Consider the following 18,180-nt stretch of genomic DNA (forward strand, 5'->3'; position numbering starts at 1 on the left):
GGTGGACGTACAGCGAAGCAAGTACACCTGGAAGGGCGATGAGTTCATCAAGGACTATCCATTGGCGGGCGCAGGTAACACCGAATCTCTTGAAAAATCAAAAACTGATCCTAATTTCCGGCCAGACTTTTCAAAATACGATTTGGTCGTCGTCAATTTTGGCTGGAACGCAGCATCTTGGCCCGAGACGACGAAGACCGATTTTGAAAAATTTATGAAAAACGGCGGTGGTCTGGTCGTCATTCACGCTGCCAACAATTCGTTCCCCGACTGGCCGGCCTACAACCAGATGATTGGCCTGGGCGGCTGGGGCGACCGCACCGAGAAAGACGGGCCGTACGTGTACTACGACGAAGGCGGTAAGTTGGTCAGGGACACTACGCCGGGTAAGGCCGGGGCGCACGGGGCGCAGTCGGAATTCTTGATTACGGTGCGCAACGCAAACCATCCTATCACGAAGGGAATGCCCGCCACCTGGCTGCACACCAAGGATGAACTGTACAACCGTCTGCGCGGCCCGGCCGAAAATATGGAGGTGCTGGCGACGGCTTACGCGCCCAAAGACAACAACGGCACCGACCACAACGAACCCATGCTGATGACAATCAAGTACGGTAAGGGACGGGTGTTCCACATGGCGATGGGCCACGTGGATTATTCGGTGCAGGATGTCGGGTTCATCACCAGCTTGCAGCGCGGGGCTCAGTGGGCGGCTACCGGGAAAGTCGATATACCAATCCCGAAGGACTTCCCCACGGCGACGGTGACCAGCTCGCGGGAATTCAGCAAATAGCCGCTTTCTTTTGTGCTAAAAGCCAGCAAAATTGATTTTCTCAACTGATTTATTATCAGATTATTGCCCAAAAATTTATTTTTATTTGGCATAGCAAAGTCCTAGTTTTGGCCGTTGTAAAGACAATTCAACGAACCCCTAAAACTTTCTTTCTTGCTGATGACCAGACGACTGATCCTTTTCGCAGCCGTAGTTTCCCTCCTTCTTTTTGCCGCCGCCCAAGCCTTTCTTTTCGATTTTAGCGGCGTAGTTTCCATCCCAAAAACCGAAGTTTCGGTCGCTCAAAATGAGCCTCCAGCCCCAGTGATATACGGGATTGTTACCGATTCGCTGGAAGTCAGGAAAGGCGTGGTTGAGCCGGGCGAAACAATTTCGACGCTGCTCGGTGACTACAACATTGGTCTGAGTAGGGTCCACGCTCTTTCTGAGAAAGCCAAGGATGTGTATGACTTGCGGAGGATGCGAGCCAAACGTCCTTATACTCTGCTGTACGCGCGAGACGCGTCGCGTACGGCGAGGTACTTTATTTACGAACCCAACGCAACGGAATACGTCATCTACGATTTGCGGGATAGCCTGTGCGTGACTCTCTGCCAACGAAGGGTGGATGTCGTTGAACGAGAAATAATTGGTCAAATCCGTGGCTCTTTGTACAAGTCGATTCTCAATGCAGGTGGCTCGGCTCGACTAGTCGATCAACTCGCTGACATTTACGCCTGGCGGCTCGATCTGAACCGTGTGCAACCGGGTGATAGCTTCAAACTTATTTTTGAATCAAGACAAATCGATGGTAAAACCATTGCCGATGGACAATTGAAAGGGGCATATATTCAGCACAGCGGCGAGCCGCTCTATGCTATCGCGCTGGATCAGGGCAAAGGAGTTACCTACTTCGATCAGGATGGCAAGAGTTTCAAGAAAGCTTTTTTAAAAGAACCTGTCGAGTTTAGCCGCATCAGTTCGCGCTACACCCAGCGGCGTTTTCATCCCGTGCAGCGTCGGTTTAAGCCACACTTGGGTACTGACTACGCCGCCCGGCGCGGGACGCCTATCCGTACCGTGGGCGATGGCGTGGTAGTGGAAGCGTCCCGTAGCCGGGGCAACGGCAACTACGTCAAGATTCGGCATGACAAGACCTACACCACGCAGTACCTGCACATGTCGAAGTTCGCGAAGGGGATCCGCCGCGGAGCGCGTGTTAGTATGGGCCAAACCATTGGCTATGTGGGCAGTACGGGCCTTTCCACCGGGCCGCACCTGTGTTATCGTTTCTGGAAAAACGGCCAGCAAGTAGATGCCTTGAAAGTAAAACTACCGTTGGCTGAACCCGTCCGGGAGGAATATCAGGACGTTTTTCTAGCTAAAAAAGACAGCATCATCGAGCGTATGGAAGCGATGGACGCTCGCCAAACGCGCGCCGATCTGCTGGCCGCGCACGAGGCTAAATCAGGCCAATCCTCAATTTAGCGCGCGTATGGTCGGCCGGAATCCCTATTCTTCTTTTTTCTGTCGGAACGGAGCGAGTACTTCCTCGGGGAATGGAAACAGTATGGTTGAGTTCTTCTCAGTGGCGATGTTGGCCAGGGTTTGGTAAAGCCGCAGCTTGATGGCTGAGGGCGACTGGTCGATGATTCGGCCCGCCTCCAGCAGTTTGTGGGCGGCTTGCTCCTCGGCTTGGGCCAGGATGACCTGCGCCCGCCTCGACCGTTCTGCCTCGGCTTGATTGGCCATCATCCGTCGCATATTTTCGGGTAGTTGGATGTCCTTGATTTTGACATCGATGACGATTATTCCCCATCGTACGGTTTCCTCGGCCACGGTTTCTTTGATACTCTTTCCCATCTCCTCGCGCTTCGACAGAATCGTGTCCAGTTCTACCTTACCGCATACGTCCCGCAGGGCTGCCTGGGCTAGTTGGCTGATAGCAAACTGAAACTGCTCGACTTCCAGCACGGCCTTCTCGGGATTCTCGACCTTAAAGAACACCACGCCGTCGATACTACAGGGCACATTGTCTTCGGTCATTACCTCCTGCGAGACAATGTTGATGGTGATGACTCGGATATCGACGGTTTGGATGCTTTCCACGAAAGGAATGATCCACCGCAGACCGGGTTGCAGGGTTTGGACGTAACTACCGAAGCGGAATTTCAAGGCTCGCTTGTATTCAAAAATAACGCGCACCCCGGAGAGCAAAAACAGGATGATAAAGACGGTAAGTACAGTGACGACGAGATTCATAGAGTTTGGGTTTAAAGGATTTAGGGAAATTCAGTCAAGATACCCAATATCGACGTGAGCGCAAAACAGAACAGCGTTTTTGCTTTCACACGATCTCTTTTCCGAAGGGCGTAAAGCATAAACCCATTAGCTTGAAGTGTTGTTTGGCAAACGGAAGACCGATGATGGAGATGGCCAGCAAAATGCCGAACAGCAAGTGTGTCAAGGCAATCCAGATGCCGCCCACCACGATCCAGATGATATTGAACACCGTGGACAGACAGCCTGAATCGCCAGGTACATCCCGAACCTCCCGACCGAAGGGCATCAGACTCAACATCCCAATCTTAAAACACTGCACACCGAAGGGAATGCCAATGATTGTGACGCAGAGGATGAGCCCCGCGACCATGTACTCGATGAAGACGATGATACCGCCGAAGATAAGCCAGATTATGTTTCCTATAAGATTCATAGCAGTTTAGATTTTATCGTTTATGCATAAAACAGCCGCCCGGTTGGAACTGAGCGGCTGTTAAAGTACTGAGAAATTTTCCTTTCAAATGAGGTATGTGAGATATTTCTCTTTCTCGCGCCCCGGTCTTTTATTTTTTACATATCGCGGTTGGGGCGGTTGGCCATTCCCGTGTCATATTCCTGCTGACTTATACGACTGTCGCCGTCAGTATCCCAAGCCCTGTACCAGCCGCCTTTGTTATAACCCGTCCGGTACTCGCCATCATTGAGGAAGCCGTCGCGGTCGATGTCCCAATCGGCCCAGCTCTGTCCTTCATAGCCATTGTCCATGTTTCCCTTATTCCACTCGGTTTCGTCCAGTTTGCCATCGGCATTGGTATCCCAGGTTCTGTAGTTGCCACCTGAGTACTCGTCTTCGTCGAGGTATCCGTCCGTATTCGCATCCCAGTCCGTAAAGTAGTTAGTGGATATCATAGAGTTGTCTTCCGCCATTTCGGTAGTTTCCATTTCGTTGTCATCGGTAGCGGAATCGTTGTCGCCGCAGGATGTCATTCCCAGCATCAGGAAAAGACTCAGGCCGCTGGCCGTCAGTGTCATCAAATTTTTGTTGGTCGTTTTCATAGTAGGTTGTAGTGTTAGAGGTTTGTAATTACTTATTATTGAGGAATCTAAAAAAAATGTGCCTTGAATACGTCGGCACACTTACTGGCCAGCACACAACGTAGTTCCCGGAAACCGCACACAGTAGACTTAGGAGGCATTTCGAGCCCGCTGGTGAATTAGGTTGAGTCGTGAAATCCATGATTGAAAGAAAGTCATGATTGTGGGGGAAATACCTCAAAAAGCTACTCTATTTGGTATTTTGTTACCCAACCCTGAATTTTTGGTCAATCCGTCAGCACCTTTATTCTCAAATTAATCTCTCATACCATTTCCTTTAGCCCTTGCTCAATTTTACCTACCGTCAGTAAGCGGCATTCCAATTGTCCCGGCAAAATTTCTGTGAACTTAGGCCCGTTTATGCTCATCGGTTTTTGGATGCCCCGGAGGATTAACCCTAACTCTTTACCGCACCATTCCTTTCCTTAAGCATTGAAGTTACTATCGCTGGCTCATCGTCCAAATTCACAGCGCTGGGTTGGACAGTGTAGGATGGTTGGGAAACCCAAGATGCTAGATTTGCACTAAAACCAGTATATTTTAGAAAGAACGAAGTACTGGTAGGATATAATTTTCTAAATTCACTACTCTTTAGAGGTAAATGACCCCCTTGAATGTCTTATGAAGAAATATTGTCTGGTAACCGATCACTAAACCTAATAACCGTATAGAACGAGGCCTATGGCAAAAACATAAAACTAAAAAAAGCCGACCGTGTGTCACTACGGCCGACTCAAATTTTCACCTTCATTTTGCATTATTCTGGGGAGAAACATGCAAGGTGCAGCGTTCCATTTTTCTCAAAACAAAACTTTCAAAACTATGAACGAATCGCGACAATTACAATTGCGCGGATTAGAACGCAAGCTGTTTCGGCTACGCTCGATCCCGACCCCACTTCTTTGCTTTCTATTTACTCTGCTGATTTTCAGTCAGATTTTTGCAAACCCTAATCCTGTAAAGCCTGGATCGGCTGCTGCCATCAGCGGAAAAGTGACCGACGACGGTGGGCTTCCACTCCCAGGCGTGAGTGTGGTTCTGAAAGGTTCCAACACCGGAACCACCACCGATGCGGCGGGAACCTACTCGCTGAACACGCCCGGCGACAACGGCACTTTGGTATTTTCCTACGTTGGCTTTCTGAGCGTCGAGGAGGCAATCAATGGCCGCACAACGATTGATGTAAAAATGTCTGTCGATACTAAGTCGCTCTCGGAAGTAATCGTGGTGGGCTACGGTAGCCAGGTGAAGAAAGAAATCACTGGGGCCGTTCAGACCGTCAGTGCGGCGGAAATCAAGGATATTCCGGTATCGCAGATTTCGCAGAAGTTGCAGGGGCGTCTCGCGGGGGTACAAATCAACCAAACGACGGGTAAGCCGGGACAGGGAATGAACATCCGCATCCGGGGCCAATTGTCGGTTTCGGGGGGTAGCGATCCGCTGTACGTCATCGACGGATTTCCGATCTCGGGCGACATCAGCAATATCAACCCCGACGAAGTCGAAGATATTACGATATTGAAAGATGCGGCCTCGACCTCGATGTACGGTTCGCGGGCAGCTAACGGCGTTGTGCTTATTACCACCAAAAGAGGTAAAACAGGCCAGACGAACGTGAGTCTGAACGCTTTTGTGGGAACGCAGAACGTGGTGGAAAGGGGGCGTCTCGATATGATGAACGCCGTAGAATTTGCGCAGTTCAAAAAAGAATTCTATGAAGATGCCGGACAGCCTGTCCCTGATATTTTTCAGAACCCTTCGCAGTACGAAGGCAAGAACAACGACTGGTACGATGCATTGCTGCGACGGGCTCCGATCCAAAGCTATAACCTGACGATCACATCCAATAAAGAAAAAGTTAATACGGCTATCGTGGCGGGTGTTTTCAACCAACAGGGCGTAGTACTTAACAATGAGTACAAGCGCTACTCGTTGCGGATGAATATGGACTACGCGATTTCGGACAAAGTTAAAATCGGCTTCAACGTTGCGCCCAACTACGTGTTCGACAACACTCCGCGCACCGACGGTACTCGTGGTACGGGTATCCTGTTTAACGCCCTGCACACCTGGCCGATCATGCCCATTTACCAGGATAATGGCGAGCTGACCCTTTTCAACCGATTCCCCGGCAACACAGGGAACATTTTTGCTTATCCCAACTGGGTGCGGGCGGCAGAGGAACTGACCAATGAGACGAAGGACGTCAACATTCTCACGAATGGCTACGTGGAGTATCGTCCGATCAAGGGGCTTATGATCAAATCAACCATCAACGCCGAGCTGCGGAATTCCAAATTCTTCTTTTTCAATCCTTCTACGGCAACAAGTGCGATCAATGTACCCATTCCCACGACTGCGGTTTCCATCCGACAAACCACCGATGATTTCTCCTGGTTGAACGAAAATATCGTTACCTACGGGCGGAATATTGGCGAGCATAATTTTGAAATCCTGGGCGGGTTTACCAACCAACGCTTCCGGCGGGAAAGCTTCCGGGTTCAGGCCGACACCTACGCCGACGACCGCTTGCCTACTGTACAAGGCGGCATCAACATCAACCGGGGCGGCACCAACAGTGCGGTGCAAGAGTGGGCGTTGAGTTCGTTTCTGTCGCGGCTTACTTACAACTTTAAAGGCAAGTACCTGCTTACCGCCTCTATTCGTACCGATGGTTCGTCACGCTTTGGAGCTGACAATCGCTGGGGTACTTTTCCGTCGGTGTCGGCTGGCTGGGTGATTTCAGACGAGAACTTCATGCAAGATGTTTCCAAAGTTTCTTTCCTCAAACTACGGGCGAGTTACGGTATTACGGGCAACAACAATATTGGTAACTACACCCAGTACGCCCGGATCAACAACACCGTCAACGCTGCTTTTGGAAACAACATCGCTGCGGGTGCCGTCGTGAATTCTCTGGCCAATACCAACTTGGGTTGGGAAACCACCAAGCAATTGGATTTCGGCGTGGACTTGGGCTTTTTCAATGACCGCCTCCAGCTTACCTACGACTACTATACCAAGCGGACTACGAATCTGCTCTACAATGTGCAGGTGCCGCAAGAGTCGGGCTTCAACAGCTTTGCCGACAATATCGGCGAGATCAAGTTCTGGGGGCACGAGTTCGCCGTTACTAGCAGAAATACTACCGGCAAGCTACAATGGACGACGAATGCCAATATTTCGTTTAATCGAAATCGGGTGATTGCGCTGGCAGACGGGATAGACCGCGTGTACGGCGACTATCACATCACGCAAGTGGGCCAACCCTTCGGGCAGTTCTACGGCCACATCGCCGATGGTGTTTACCTGAATGCGGAAGATCTTAAAAATTCTCCCCAAGTACCGGGCCGCTCTACGGTGGGCAGCATCAAACTGCTGGATCTGAACGGTGACGGAATCATCACACGGGGCGGTGACTTCGATGACCGTGCGATCATGGGCAATCCCTTCCCAAAATTTATTTACGGCATCACCAACAACCTCCGCTACGGCAACTTTGATTTGAGCATAGTAGGCTCTGGTTCTCAGGGTAATCAATTGTTGGTACGTCACCTGTTCAGTACGGCCAACCTCGACGGCGTGTTCAATCTGGTTGATGGGGTGAAGTATCGCTTCCGGTCGGTCGAAAACCCTGGTAAGGGAATGTACGGCACTACCGTAGGTGGTGGCAATGTAACAGGTATTGAGCGTGATTGGATGAATAGCCGCTTCGTCACCGATGCCTCTTTCTTTACAATCAAGAACGTGACCCTGGGCTATACATTCAGTGTGCAGAATAAGTACTTCAAGTCGGCTCGCGTCTATGCATCGGGTCAGCAACTCTACATATTCACCAAATACTGGGGGGGACAAAATCCTGAAACCAGCGCCCAAAATAATGGAGCGGGCGACGGCGGCAACCTGAGTCCGGGCGTGGATCTTTCAAACTACCCCGTCCCCCGTACCTTCACGGTGGGTGTCAATCTGAACTTTTAAGTTTATGAGTTCATGAGTCTATGAGTCCATGAGTTTTGCCGGATATCGAATTCGCTAACTTTTGTACTCATATAACTCACAAACTATTTTAATCTACACGGGCAGTACCGCCATAAACTCATAAACTTTAAACCTTAAACTCATGAAAAAATCACTCATTTTCCTCTTTACCCTGTCACTGTTGGTTTCGGCCTGTGACAGCAAGTTCCTGGAAATATTCCCGGAAACAGAACTGAGTTCGCCCGTCTTTTTTAAGACCGAATCGGACTTTCAGCAAGCTGTGAATGCCTCTTACGTACCCTTGCGCGATATAGTTAACGGTCGCGCCTGGTTGCTAGGCGAGATGCATTCCGATAATACGTACTATGCCCGCAACCCGCTGTTTGGAGCTACCGAGCAGCAGGAGGATCTCGCCGACTTCGCCGTTCCGACGGCACAAGGACTGACAACCAATGTACACGTGCTGAATCAGTACCGACTCGATTATGACATCATAGCTCGCACCAATCAGGTACTGGTACTGATCGACGATGTGGATTTTGATGCCACTGCCAAAGCTAACCTGAAAGGACAAGCTCAGTTTCTGCGGGCTTACGCCTACTTTGAACTGGTTCGCTACTTTGGCAGGGCACCCCTCCACCTTACTCCGGTGGCCACCCGAGAGGGAGCCGCTGCGGAGCTGGCTGATACGCAAGGACTTTACGCCCAGATCGAAAAAGACCTTCTGGCTGCTACGACCGCACTTCCGCTCAAATCAAAGCAGGAATTGGGACGTGCAACTTCGGGCGCCGCCAAAACACTGCTGGCCAACGTATACATGCAGCAAAAGAAATGGGCGCAGGCCGAGCCGTTGTTACGTGATGTCGTCACCAGCGGCGAGTACTCCCTGATCCCTAACTACGCCGATGCCTTTTCTACCTCTACCGGAAACAAGAATAATAAGGAGTCTGTCTTCGAGGTGCAGTTTTTGGAAGGTTCGGCTGGTCTGAACGGGAACTTTCTGTATGCTTTCATGCCTCGCCCAATGACCCAGCAGGAGTTGCTGCCGATCACGGGTACTGCCAATCCGCAACCCCTAAGCGGTGAGGGGAATAACATCCCGACCCCCGACATTATCGCCGCCTACGAGCCGGGCGACACGCGGTTAGCTGCCTCGGTCGCTTACGTTACGCTGAGCGGCAGCGCGCGCCTCAACAAGGTATATCCCTACATCAAGAAATACGCCAAACCCCATGCCTTGAATGGCAATCATGGCATGAACTGGCCCATTTACCGCTACTCGGAAGTGCTGTTGTTTATAGCTGAGTCACTAAACGAGCAGGGCAAGACGGGCGAAGCAGCTACATTCATTAACCAGGTACGCAAGCGGGCTGGTCTGGCCGATACCAAAGCAGCCTCACAAGCGGCTATGCGCGACGCTATTTTCCAGGAAAGAAGGGTAGAATTGGCTTTCGAGAACAAGCGCTGGTTCGACCTGCTGCGCTCTGGCAAGGCGGTCGAGACGATTACCGCTTACGGCAACCGCATTAAGGCCAATCCAGCTGCCTACTATTACCCGGTCAATGAGGGCTCGCTACCGCGTGCAAATGCCTTCACCCAAATTGATCTCCTTTATCCGCTGCCTGCCGACGAATCGTCGTTGACACCGTTCTTTTAATTTTTTTGTAAAAAGAGTGGACTTTCTCAAGCCAGAAAGTCCACTCTTTTTGTTTTTGCTAATTGACCTACGCTACGCAAGTAATTTTTACAATTGAACTGCTTTTTTCAATCTGGTGCGGAATGTTTAGCTAGTTAGGGTTAAAACATCGGCCATTCCGTCTCCGTTAGGTAGCTATTTCAAGAATTTCTTTTTTATAAAAAACAAAACCTATGTCCAGTAAACGCTTCTCTTTTCTCATCCCCAAACTCCTGCTCGGTCTGGGAGTCATTTTGGGGTTAGGTGCCTTTTATGTCAAAGTCGCTCCCTTTGCTCCAACCAACGCCAAAGCGGACGACGACAAAGCCAGTAAACTGAAATTACAGCCCGGTTTTGCCGCCGAACATTTATACAGCCCATCGGCCAACGGACAGGGTTCGTGGGTATCGATGTGTTTCGATGACAAAGGTCGCCTCATTACTTCCGACCAGTATGGTGGCTTGTACCGCATGACGATCCCAGCCATCGGCTCGGGTTCGACCAAGCCCACTAAGATCGAGCACCTCAAAGTCGGTACGCCCGGCGATACACTCGGCATGGGTACGGCCCACGGGCTGTTTTATGCTTTCAATAGCCTGTACGTGATGGTGAACAACCGCGTGACGAAGGATTTGCCAAAGCACAGCGGATTTTACCGTTTGCAGGACACCAATGGTGACGATCAATACGATAAAGTGACGCTGTTGAAAGAACTGGAAGGCAACGGCGAGCACGGTCCGCACAGCATCATCATGTCGCCCGACAAGAAATCGCTCTTCGTGATTTCAGGCAACCATACCGACGCCCCCCAAATGGACGACTACCTGCTGCCCAAAACCTGGAAAGCGGACAACCTTTTCCCGCTCATCAAAGACCCGCGCGGCCACGCCAACGACCGCATGGCTCCTGGCGGCTGGGTTGCCAACGTGCAGCCCGATGGCAGTGATTGGGTACTTTACAGTGCGGGCTACCGCAATGCCTTTGACATGGCTTTCAACGATACGGGCGATTTGTTCGTTTATGACGCCGATATGGAATGGGACATCGGTACGCCCTGGTATCGCCCCACGCGCATCTGCCACGCCACCAGCGGCAGTGAGTTCGGTTGGCGCACGGGCAACGGCAAATGGTCCCCCGCCCTGCCTGACAACCTGCCCCCCGTCATCAATATAGGACAGGGCTCTCCCACGAGTATGCTGTTTGCCAGTAATGCCAAATTTCCGGCCAAGTACAAAAACACGCTACTGGCCTTCGATTGGAGCTTCGGTATTGTCCACTCGATTCACCTGAAACCCAGCGGCTCTACCTTTACTGCCGAACACGAGGAATTCCTCTCCGGCGTACCCCTGCCGCTGACCGATGGTGTCATCGGTCCCGATGGAGCCCTGTACTTCATGACGGGCGGACGTCGCCTGGAATCGGATTTGTACCGGGTACATTACAAGGGCAACGATGCTTTGGCTTCCACGGTCGCAGTACCGCCTGTCAACAAAGAAAACCAGTTGCGCCGCAGCCTGGAAAAGTACCATACGGGACAGAACAGCGCGGCCATCGCTGCTGCCTGGCCGGAACTAAATAATCCCGACCGCTTCATCCGCTATGCGGCCCGCATCGCCGTAGAACATCAGCCGCTGAGCGAGTGGAAAGACAAGGCTACGAGCGAGAAAGATCCAATTACGGCCATCCAGGCGGCGATCGCTCTGGCCCGAACCGATAGTGTCGATAGCGACATCAAGGCTAAGCTGAACGCCAACCTTTTGAAGATAAACCTCAAAAGTCTGACCGAACCCCAGCAAATAGAATTGATCAGAGCCTACGAGCTGGTGACGCTGCGCCTGGGCGAGCCCGATGCTGCCCAGAAAAAGCAAATCATCGCGGCTCTGAACCCCAGCTACCCGTCCAACTCCGGTGAACTGAACCGCTCGCTCGCCCGGATGCTGGTGACGCTTCAGGCTCCCGGCGTGATCGAAAAAACGCTGGCTTTGATGGATAAAAAAGAGGACACCAGCATGATGCCCGGTGGCATGACTGCCACGTCATCAGCCGACCTTATCATGCGGAATCCCCAGTATGGTCTGGACATCGCCAAAACCCTGGAAAAAATGCCGCCACCCCAACAGACGTACCTGGCGGTAATGCTCTCGTCGGCCAAAGATAATTGGACGCCCGCCCTGCAAGAGCGGTACATGAAGTGGTTCCGCAAGGCGTTTGAATACCAGGCCGGACGCAGCTACATCGGATTCATGGATAAAGCGCGGAATCTTGCCCTGACCCACGTTCCTGCCGACAAAAGAGCGGCTTACGATAAAATGTCCGGCGGTGAATTGCTGAGTAAGAATGGTAACGATTTGGCTCAGAGCGTGTACCCCAAAGGTCCCGGTAAAAGATGGGACGTAGAAACTGCCCTGGCCGTCGTGGATGATGCCCACCTGACGGGCCGAAACTACCAGCAGGGTAAGGATATGTACAATGCCATTACCTGCGGCCGCTGCCACGCCGTGGGAGGGCAAGGCGGTAATATCGGTCCCGATCTGACCCAGCTCGGCAAGCGTTTCTCGAACAAAGATATTCTGGAATCGATCATTGAGCCTAATAAGGTAATCTCCGACCAGTACGCCGCCACCCGCTTCGAGCTTAAAAATGGTGAGTCGATCGTGGGTCGGATTACCAATGAGGATAAGACTAGCTATACAGTTTCTCAGAATCCATTTGCTCCTGATATGGTCGTGAAGGTTGCCAAAAAGGACGTGGCTTCCAGCCAGTACTCGCCGTCGTCGATTATGCTGCCTGGTCTGATTAACAGCCTGAACGAGGACGAGCTCAGAGACCTGATCGCCTACCTCAAATCCGGTGGCAACGAGAAGGATAAGATGTTCTCGTCTTCGGGGTCAGGTTCGAAAAGCGGAAAATAATCAGGCTAAGCAAGGCAGGATGGCCACCAGGTGATTCTGCCTTGTTTCTAAAAAAATGATTCAGTTAAAACTTAATTTAAGATCTGATTTTGGATAAATATAAAAAGGTAACCCTGCCGGCAATGGTACTGGCCCTGCTGGTAACTGGAATGGGCTTCACTTCCTGCGTTGGCCAGAAAAAGGGTGAGAAGAGTGAGAAGGGTTTTGTGAAAATCTTTGACGGCAAAACCCTGAGCGGCTGGAAGGGCGACCCGACTTACTGGCGGGTGGAAGACGGTAACCTAACGGGCGAAATCACCCCTGAGACGCTGCTGAAAACCAACTCCTTCATCATCTGGCAAGGTGGCCAACCGGGCGATTTTGAGCTGAAAGGTGAATTCAAGATCACCGAAGCGGGCAACTCCGGCATCAACTACCGTAGTGATCAACTCACTGACATCCCCTACGCCCTGCGTGGTTACCAAGCCGATATCGACGGTAAGCGAACCTACACCGGACAAAACTACGAGGAACGAAAACGCGCCACACTAGCCTATCGCGGCGAAATCTCCACGATCAATTCCTACGATGGCGATGCTTCTATGGAAGCGGTTCGCACTAAGGTCGCCAAGAATAACTGGACGAACCGCACCGTGACTGGCTCGTTGGGTACTTCTGATGAGTTGAAAAAGCTCGTTAAACCCGAAGACTGGAACACCTTCCACATTATTGCCAAGGGCAACCGCCTGCAACATTACATCAATGGAACCCTCATGAGCGACGTAACGGATAACGACACGGTCAGTGGCATGAAGAAGGGCCTGCTCGGCGTGCAAGTGCACGTCGGTCCACCCATGAAAGTGCAGTACCGGGAGTTGAGGATAAAGGAAATGTAGTTTACAGTGGCAAAGTGGCAAAGGCACAAAGTTCCAAAGTGAGCTTACGTCGGAGAAACTGGATCAACAAAAGACTAGCTCAACAACAATTACACGATTACACAATAGCGCGGGCTGCCCCGTCAACAATTATACCCCCTTGACAAAAATAGGTTTTAACGTACTCGCTTGGTCGGCGGTAGTTTCAGAAGACTTGAATCCGATTGCTGACCGGCTTAAAAAGATCGGCTACGACGGCGTGGAGTGCTTCGTGGGCGCGGCGGAAGACCCGGCGGCTTACCGCAATTTTGGAAGACACGCCGCTGACTTGGGCTTAGGCATGACCGCCGTTACGGTGGTAAGTCCTGAAACAAATCCTGTAAGCAAATCGGCGGCGGTGCGCGGAAAGGCATTAGAGCGCATCAAGTGGTGCATCGACCGTTCGCACGACCTGGGAGCGACGATCCTGTGCGGACCTTTTCATTCGGCCCATGCCCATTTTTCCCGGCAACCCGCCCAGGACGATGAATACGGTCGCGCCGCCGAGCTGCTGCATGATGCCGGGGTGTACGCCGCGCAGGCCGACATCATCCTGGCACCCGAAGCCCTCAACCGCTTCGAATGCTACCTCTGCAATACCGCCGAGCAGCTTTACCGCTTGGTCAATATGGCTGGGCATCCTAACGTGCGGGCGATGTTTGACACCCATCACGCCAACGTGGAGGAGAAAAGCTATACCGCCGCCCTCGACACGCTCAAATCAGTGCTGGCCCACGTTCACATCAGTGAAAACGACCGCGGTACGCCCGGTGGTAGCCATTTGCCATGGGAAGAGATTTTTGCCAAACTAGCTGATCTCGAATACGATGGTTGGCTGACCATCGAGGCATTTTCTCGTAACGACCCCGACTTCGCCAATTCTATCGGCGTATGGCGCGAGTACAACGACCCCTGGGACATTGCGGAGGATGGGTTTAAATTTATCGAGCGCATGAGCGCAAAGCACTTCGTTTAGTGGACAGTGGACAATGGACAATGGATAATTCTTCAAGATTGATTTTCTTCTTTTGCCTTGCAATTCTGAGTTTGGTTTCCAGCGCGATTGCGCAGCCTGCCGATGATTTTGGGAAATATAGGGTAGTTTACAAAGGCGAAAAAGGACCGGGAGTGGGTAAGAATATTGTGTTCGTCGCCACTGACCACGAGTACCGTAGTGAAGAAAGCCTGCCGCAACTGGCTAAAATGCTAGCCAAGCACTACGGCTTTGACTGCACGGTAGTTTTTGCGCTGGATGAGGATGACAATATTCTGCCCGGCGGCTCTAATCTGCGCGGCCTGGAACTACTTGAGAATGCCGATCTAATGGTACTTTTCACCCGCTTCTCAGATTTTCCCGATGAGGAAATGCAGCATTTCGACAACTACCTCAAGCGCGGCGGCCCCATCGTTGCCCTGCGCACCTCCACCCACGCTTTTAACATAAAAAATCACCCGAACTGGCAGCATTACGACTTTCGTTACGACGGCCCGAAAAAAGAATGGAAAAACGGTTTTGGTAAATACGTTTTGGGCGAAACCTGGGTGACTCACTACGGTACGAATCATAAGCAGTCGTCTCGGCTCTCCATCGAGCCTTCCCAAAAAAATAATCCCATCATGCGGGGAGTGAAAGATATGTGGGTGCAGTCAGGAGCATACACGGCCGACCCGACCGAGGGTAGCGTGATTTTGGCCAAAGACCAACCATTGAACGGCATGACACCCGCCTCCCCGGCCGACGCCACCAAGTCTCCCGTCCCCGTAGCCTGGACGCGCACCTACCAACTCGAAGGCGGCAAACCGGGCCGCGCCTTTACCACCACGCATGGTGCCTCCGAAGATATTCTGAACGAAGGTTTCCGCCGGATGCTGGTCAATGCCTCGCTTTGGGCTATGGGCATGGAAAATAAAATAAAGGGAGACAACGAGGTGTCGCTCGTCGGCCCATACAAGCCAACTACCTTTAATTTTAGCGGCTACAAGGCTAAGGTCAAACCTGATATGCTGGCGGGCTATGACTCGCTGATTATGCCAGGGAAGGTAGTGGAGAAATAAATTTGGTCAACGGTCAACACGGACTTGGTGCGACGCAGCGGCCCCGAGACGTCGGGCGACATTCCTTGGCCTGCTTTGTTGCGAATTTTTCCCGCGTACCGTTAATCCTTAACCTTTGACCTCGAAAATTATGACAAAAAACATTCCCTTTCGCTTCGGCTCTGAAGTTTATACCTGGTTCATGGCGGGCAACGGTACCGTCCACGAAGGACGCTTGGGTCACATGATCGAGGTGATCGCCAAGGCTGGCTTTACGGGCGTTCAACCCATCTATCCCTGGATGGGGCCGCTGCAAGACGCTCATAAGTTAGCGGATAAACTTAAAGAGCAAAATATCGAACTGGCGGCGCTTTCGCTACCCTTCGAGTGGAACAGCCCCATGGAATCTGACGCCGAACGGGCCGAAGCCGATCAAGCCATCGAACTACTGACGCACTTCCCCAACGCCATCCTATGTACGGTACAAATCCCGACGGGCCGACATGATCTAAAGGAACGCCGTAAGAGTCTGGTCAATATTGTAAACGGAATATCGAAACGAGCGGCGGACAAAGGCATTCCGTGCAGCTTTCACCCCAACTCACCCGAAAACTCAATCATTCGCATCGCCGAAGATTATAAGGTAGTTCTAGAAGGACTAGACACCTCCGTGACGGGCTGGACGCCCGACGTGGGTCACATCATCAACGGCCATATGGATCCGCTCGAAGTAATGCAGAAATATGCCTCACTCATCAACCACGTTCACTACAAAGACTGGGACGGTGAGCCGGAGTTTGCGTTGATGGGTGATGGGAAAGTAAATCTATTAGCCATTACTCAATGGCTCAAAGACCAAAACTACACGGGCTGGATCGTCTGCGAAGACGAAGCCGAAATGGCCATCGAAGAACCCGATCAAGTCACGCTCCACGACGGGCAGTGGATTTATGATAAATTGATTCCAGCGTTGAAGTAGCTGTCGGCCATCGGCAGTTGGCTTTCGGCTTTACTAGTCTTACAAGCCGAAAATGCCGTTAGCTTGGAGACATCGAATAAGCAGTTTGTTTTTACAAAAAAAGGCCGAGAGCTGATAGCCGACCGCCGAAAGCCAAGAAAATGCCAACCGTCCAATCCAACGGAATAAATTTCTACTACGAAGAACGCGGCTCCGGCGAGCCGCTACTCCTCATCATGGGCATCACCGCCGACGGCTCTGTTTGGGAACCGCATGTGTCTGCTTGGGAGAAAAACTTCCACTGCATCCTGCCCGATAATCGGGGTGTCGGAAAGTCTGACAAGCCATCGGGCGACTACACCACCGCCGAAATGGCCGACGACCACGCGGGTCTGCTGGATCATCTGGGCCTGGAAAAAGTCCGCGTCGTTGGCGTTTCGATGGGGGGAGCCATTGCGCTGCAACTAGCCTTGCGGCATCCCGACAAAGTGAGTTCGATGGTACTCATGTGTCCCTGGGCCCGCTGCGACGCGATGGCTGAGGGAATCTTTGAACACATGGTGGATTGTAAAGCCAGATTCACACCCGAAGAATTCAGCCTGTACATTCAACTACTAATTTTTTCGAAAACTACCTGGGACAACGACGAAAAACGTGCCGAATTGGAAAAAGGCCGCAAGGAAGATCCGCCGTTCCCACAACCACTGCACGGCCTGGCCGGGCAAGCCGCGGCCTGTATTAATCAAAACGTGTACGATGATTTGGGGAAAATAAAAGCGTCCACGCTGGTGATTGGTGGCGATGCGGATCAATTTACGCCGCCCTGGATGGGCAAAGAAATCGCGGCAGCTATCCCCAACGCTGAAATTTATCTATACCAGAACCTGGGCCACGCATTTCACTTTGAGAATACCGAAGATTTTAATCCAAGGGTAGAAAAGTGGCTATTGGCCCATTAAGATTTTATAGGGACGGACCAGCGTGTCCGCCCGATATCCACACTCAACCGCGATGAAAGAAAACTGGCATAAAAAAGTAGGCAACCCCGCTCAACTCGGCGGTATCGAAACCTCCGTCCTCGATAACGGCCCCGGACGCGGCACCCGCATTGCCTGGATCAATACGGGGACGGGCTTGCGCTATAAGGTAATACTTGATCGCGCGATGGACATCGCCGATGCTTTTTACAATCAGCATAGTCTGGCGTGGCTGAGCCACAGCGGCGTCACGCCACCGCAACCTTTCTCCGATCAGGGCATCGACTGGCTACGCACCTTTGGGGGCGGACTGCTCACGACCTGCGGTTTGTCAAACGTGGGTGGCCCCAACCAGGATGAACACGGCGAACGCGGTCTGCATGGAAAGGTTAGCAACATTCCTGCCGAAGTTATCAGCATCATCCAGCCTGATCCGCAGCGTGGTCAACTCGACATGAGTATCACGGGTCGCATCCTGGAAACAACCGTCTTCGGCCCGACGCTGGAACTCCGCCGTACCATTTCGGGCACATTGGGGGAGCCTTTTATTAAGGTAAAAGACGAGGTGACTAATTTGGGAAACACTACCGTTCCGCACATGCT

14 protein-coding genes are annotated in these 18,180 nt (G+C 51.9%); 11 read left to right on the forward strand and 3 right to left on the reverse strand.

All coding sequences use genetic code 11. The features are described 5' to 3' along the window. On the forward strand, nucleotides 1-793 hold a 793-nt coding region (locus tag ACEW8P_RS03070), incomplete at its 5' end, for a ThuA domain-containing protein (protein WP_373511639.1). 159 nt (nucleotides 794-952) lie between these two features. Next, a complete protein-coding gene (locus ACEW8P_RS03075) occupies nucleotides 953-2,260 on the forward strand; it encodes a peptidoglycan DD-metalloendopeptidase family protein (RefSeq protein WP_373511640.1) in 1,308 nt (435 codons plus the stop codon). 24 nt (nucleotides 2,261-2,284) lie between these two features. Here ACEW8P_RS03075 and ACEW8P_RS03080 read toward each other — a convergent pair whose 3' ends face one another. The 3 genes from ACEW8P_RS03080 to ACEW8P_RS03090 form a co-directional block, all read right to left on the reverse strand. After that, the gene (locus ACEW8P_RS03080) at nucleotides 2,285-3,034 is read right to left on the reverse strand and encodes a slipin family protein (protein WP_373511641.1); all 750 of its coding nucleotides are present in this window, start codon (nucleotides 3,032-3,034) and stop codon (nucleotides 2,285-2,287) included. Nucleotides 3,035-3,119: 85 nt separating this feature from the next. Further along, a complete protein-coding gene (locus tag ACEW8P_RS03085) occupies nucleotides 3,120-3,488 on the reverse strand; it encodes a YccF domain-containing protein (RefSeq protein ID WP_373511642.1) in 369 nt (122 codons plus the stop codon). Nucleotides 3,489-3,625: 137 nt separating this feature from the next. Continuing rightward, nucleotides 3,626-4,111 carry a hypothetical protein gene (locus ACEW8P_RS03090; protein ID WP_373511643.1) on the reverse strand — a complete coding sequence of 162 codons (486 nt, stop codon included), beginning with the start codon at nucleotides 4,109-4,111 and terminating at the stop codon, nucleotides 3,626-3,628. Between the two features lie 861 nt (nucleotides 4,112-4,972). On the opposite strand from ACEW8P_RS03090, the gene ACEW8P_RS03095 reads away from it, so the two are divergent. From ACEW8P_RS03095 to ACEW8P_RS03135, 9 genes are all read left to right on the forward strand, one after another. Further along, the gene (locus ACEW8P_RS03095) at nucleotides 4,973-8,128 is read left to right on the forward strand and encodes a SusC/RagA family TonB-linked outer membrane protein (protein WP_373511644.1); all 3,156 of its coding nucleotides are present in this window, start codon (nucleotides 4,973-4,975) and stop codon (nucleotides 8,126-8,128) included. Between the two features lie 142 nt (nucleotides 8,129-8,270). Next, complete coding sequence (locus ACEW8P_RS03100) at nucleotides 8,271-9,785, forward strand: RagB/SusD family nutrient uptake outer membrane protein (protein ID WP_373511645.1); 1,515 nt, start codon at nucleotides 8,271-8,273, stop codon at nucleotides 9,783-9,785. A 212-nt stretch (nucleotides 9,786-9,997) separates the two neighbouring features. Next, nucleotides 9,998-12,715 carry a c-type cytochrome gene (locus ACEW8P_RS03105; protein WP_373511646.1) on the forward strand — a complete coding sequence of 906 codons (2,718 nt, stop codon included), beginning with the start codon at nucleotides 9,998-10,000 and terminating at the stop codon, nucleotides 12,713-12,715. Nucleotides 12,716-12,864: 149 nt separating this feature from the next. Beyond that, complete coding sequence (locus tag ACEW8P_RS03110) at nucleotides 12,865-13,590, forward strand: DUF1080 domain-containing protein (RefSeq protein ID WP_373511652.1); 726 nt, start codon at nucleotides 12,865-12,867, stop codon at nucleotides 13,588-13,590. A gap of 139 nt (nucleotides 13,591-13,729) precedes the next feature. Beyond that, a complete protein-coding gene (locus tag ACEW8P_RS03115) occupies nucleotides 13,730-14,584 on the forward strand; it encodes a sugar phosphate isomerase/epimerase family protein (protein WP_373511647.1) in 855 nt (284 codons plus the stop codon). 71 nt (nucleotides 14,585-14,655) lie between these two features. Further along, nucleotides 14,656-15,663 (forward strand): ThuA domain-containing protein, encoded by a 1,008-nt coding sequence (locus ACEW8P_RS03120; RefSeq protein ID WP_373511648.1) that lies wholly within the window; start codon nucleotides 14,656-14,658, stop codon nucleotides 15,661-15,663. Nucleotides 15,664-15,793: 130 nt separating this feature from the next. Beyond that, the gene (locus ACEW8P_RS03125; RefSeq protein WP_373511649.1) at nucleotides 15,794-16,621 is read left to right on the forward strand and encodes a sugar phosphate isomerase/epimerase family protein; all 828 of its coding nucleotides are present in this window, start codon (nucleotides 15,794-15,796) and stop codon (nucleotides 16,619-16,621) included. Nucleotides 16,622-16,761: 140 nt separating this feature from the next. Next, on the forward strand, nucleotides 16,762-17,559 hold the full coding sequence (locus ACEW8P_RS03130; RefSeq protein WP_373511650.1) for an alpha/beta fold hydrolase: 798 nt from the start codon (nucleotides 16,762-16,764) through the stop codon (nucleotides 17,557-17,559). Between the two features lie 52 nt (nucleotides 17,560-17,611). After that, on the forward strand, nucleotides 17,612-18,180 hold a 569-nt coding region (locus ACEW8P_RS03135; RefSeq protein ID WP_373511651.1), incomplete at its 3' end, for a DUF4432 family protein.

Origin of the sequence: Persicitalea sp. (assembly GCF_041751555.1) — a bacterium.
Taxonomy (GTDB): Bacteria; Bacteroidota; Bacteroidia; order Cytophagales; family Spirosomataceae; genus Persicitalea.